Origin of the sequence: Microcystis sp. M31BS1 (assembly GCF_020245285.1) — a bacterium.
GTDB lineage: Bacteria > Cyanobacteriota > Cyanobacteriia > Cyanobacteriales > Microcystaceae > Microcystis > Microcystis panniformis.
Map to the genome: position 1 here is coordinate 1 of NZ_JADBVE010000057.1, position 2,760 is coordinate 2,760.

At 46.2% G+C, this 2,760-nt stretch carries 2 protein-coding genes and 2 pseudogenes; 2 read left to right on the plus strand and 2 right to left on the minus strand.

Annotated elements, in window-relative coordinates; genetic code table 11:
* A pseudogene (locus IM509_RS03010) lies at positions 1-131 on the plus strand (IS630 family transposase); the annotation flags it as partial.
* A gap of 5 nt (positions 132-136) precedes the next feature.
* Here the strand turns inward: IM509_RS03010 and IM509_RS03015 are convergent.
* Positions 137-460, minus strand: a pseudogene (locus tag IM509_RS03015) (RNA-guided endonuclease InsQ/TnpB family protein); the annotation flags it as partial.
* A gap of 340 nt (positions 461-800) precedes the next feature.
* Here IM509_RS03015 and thrC point away from each other — a divergent pair.
* Complete coding sequence (thrC, locus tag IM509_RS03020) at positions 801-1,910, plus strand: threonine synthase (RefSeq protein WP_002745674.1); 1,110 nt, start codon at positions 801-803, stop codon at positions 1,908-1,910.
* A gap of 30 nt (positions 1,911-1,940) precedes the next feature.
* On the opposite strand, the gene hisB is transcribed toward thrC, so the two are convergent.
* Positions 1,941-2,570 (minus strand): imidazoleglycerol-phosphate dehydratase HisB, encoded by a 630-nt coding sequence (gene hisB, locus IM509_RS03025; protein ID WP_002756684.1) that lies wholly within the window; start codon positions 2,568-2,570, stop codon positions 1,941-1,943.
* Positions 2,571-2,760 lie beyond the last annotated feature (190 nt).

Genomic DNA, 2,760 nt, shown 5'->3' on the forward strand with positions numbered 1-2,760 from the left:
ACTTTTCTGACTTTTCTTCAGCCATTTATGAATGTTTGAATGATGCCCATTTGAAACATAAAAAAGAACTGGATTCCTTGCTGACTCTACGATTTCAGAAGTTTAATAAATCTCAGATTATGAACGTCTAAAGTATAATTGATTGCCTACCATGTTTGGACTTGAATCTTGGTAATCTAGCCCGTTTTTCAAAGAAATTTTGATAAGCTTGCGATAAGTTCAAAGCAACAACCTGTAAGCACTGAGAATAAGCATCTGTCAACCACTCATATTCTTTTTTGAGACTAGGCAATAGTCCCTGAATATAGTTTCGTGTTAGCCCTTTTCCTGTGGTTTTATAGGTTTCTTGGCATAAATTCAAGGAATAGTTCCAAAACCAGCGACAACAGCCGAAGCCTTTAGCTAAGGCTATTTCTTGCTCGGTATTGGGTTTTATTGTGAATTTATATGCTTTGTACATGGCTGTTATCAAGAATCTATATTTATGATAACACAACTTTATAGAATTGTCTATATGCTGGTCAGCATTCATCCCATCGCTAAAAGCGAGGGACTTCTGCTGACACTAAGTTAAATCAACTTCTGAAAGACAAAAAGGGCAAAAAATCAGAGTTATAGCAATAAAATAACTATTTTTTGACCAAAAAAGTCATTTATTGGCTGTTACTGCCTTTTATCTTCCCGCATCCCTGTTTTAAACCCCATGAATCCCAATCGGGCGATCGAGATTAATTTTTTTGCCTGCTTATTCGATAAAATAGGAAATTAGGCCATCTAATCAAATCTGTATCCTTAAGGCTATGACAATTATTTCTCGATCGATCCCCCAATCACCCACTAAATCATCGTCTATCGGCGGCTGGCGCGGTTTGATCGAAGAATATCGCCAATTTCTGCCCGTAAGCAGTAAAACCCCTGTAATTACCCTCCTAGAAGGCAATACACCCCTGATACCCGCCCCCTATCTCTCAGCACAAATCGGGCGCGATGTCAAGGTTTTTGTCAAATATGATGGTTTAAATCCCACCGGCAGCTTTAAAGACCGGGGCATGACCATGGCCATCTCGAAAGCTAAAGAAGAAGGGGCAAAAGCGGTGATTTGTGCCAGTACCGGGAACACCTCGGCGGCGGCGGCAGCCTATGCAAGAAGGGCCGGGATGCGGGCCTTTGTGATTATCCCCGACGGTTATGTGGCCTTAGGAAAATTAGCCCAGGCTTTATTGTACGGAGCGGAAGTCATCGCTATTAATGGCAACTTTGATGATGCCCTCAAGATTGTCCGCCAACTATCAGAAAATTATCCCGTAACTTTAGTCAATTCCGTCAATCCCTACCGTTTAGAGGGTCAAAAAACCGCCGCTTTCGAGATTGTCGATGTCTTGGGTAATGCCCCCGACTGGTTATGTATTCCCGTGGGTAATGCGGGCAATATTAGCGCCTATTGGATGGGATTCTGTCAGTATCACCAGATAGGCAAATGTGACCGACTGCCGAAGATGATGGGTTTTCAGGCCGCCGGGGCTGCCCCTTTTATCTCTAAACAACCGGTTGACCATCCCGAAACCCTAGCCACGGCTATCCGTATCGGCAACCCCGCTAACTGGGAAAAAGCTTGGGCCGCTAGTCACGCTAGTCAAGGGCAATTTCACGCGGTCAGCGATGAGGAGATATTGGCAGCCTATCGGATTTTAGGAGGCCAAGAGGGGGTTTTCTGTGAACCAGCCAGCGCCGCTTCTGTGGCAGGATTATTAAAAGTGCATCAACAGGTTCCCGATGGGGCCACCGTAGTGTGTGTTTTAACGGGAAATGGCCTAAAAGACCCAGATTCGGCGGTAAAACACAGCAATAACCAACTAAAATCTGGGATTGCTCCCGAATTAACCCAAGTGGCTCAAATTATGGGCTTCTAAGCTAACGTTAATTCGGGTTAAGCAGCGCTTCTATAAAACTCCCTTAGAACTGGGAATTATACCGGCGCGACGGGGATCGATCGCTATGGCCATACTCATCGCCCGGGCAAAAGCTTTAAAAGTAGCCTCAATAATATGATGGGAATTAATCCCGTCTAATTGGCGAATATGTAGGGTCATTTGACTGTGATTGACCAAAGCGACAAAAAATTCCCGCACTAGCTGAGTATCGTAGGTTCCCACTCTTTGGGTGGGAATTTCTAGACCATAACTGAGGTGGGGACGACCGGAAAAATCGAGGGCAACCTGCACTAAAGCTTCATCGAGAGGGGCGACAAAATGCCCGAAACGGACGATGCCTTTTTTGTCGCCTAAAGCTTGCAGTAAAGCTTGTCCGAGGGTGATTCCCACGTCTTCATTGGTGTGATGGTCATCAATTTCTAGATCTCCGGTGGCGCGTACATCGAGATCGATCGCAGCGTGGGAGGCGATTTGCTGCAACATATGATCGAGAAAGGGAATTCCTGTCTGGGCGCGACAATTGCCGCTACCATCAAGATCGATCGTCACCTCTACATCGGTTTCTTTGGTAGTACGACTAACCGAGGCGCGACGGCAAGGTGAGACAAAAGAATCGGGTATCTGGGAAGTGGAAATCATTTAAGTAAAAATAAGTAGGTAGCCGTTAAAAATTATCAGATGCCCCCCTTATTAAGGGGGGATTAAGGGGGGATCGGCACCCCCCTTATCAAGGGGGATCCCCCCGCCTATCGGCACCCCCCTTATCAAGGGGGATCCCCCCGCCTATCGGCACCCCCCTTATCAAGGGGGATCCCCCCGCCTATCGGCA

What these genes read in the sequence shown, in the direction of transcription:
- thrC (WP_002745674.1), top strand. Translation starts at nt 801, where the DNA reads ATGACAATTATTTCTCGATCGATCCCCCAATCACCCACTAAATCATCG.
- hisB (WP_002756684.1), bottom strand. Translation starts at nt 2,570, where the DNA reads ATGATTTCCACTTCCCAGATACCCGATTCTTTTGTCTCACCTTGCCGT.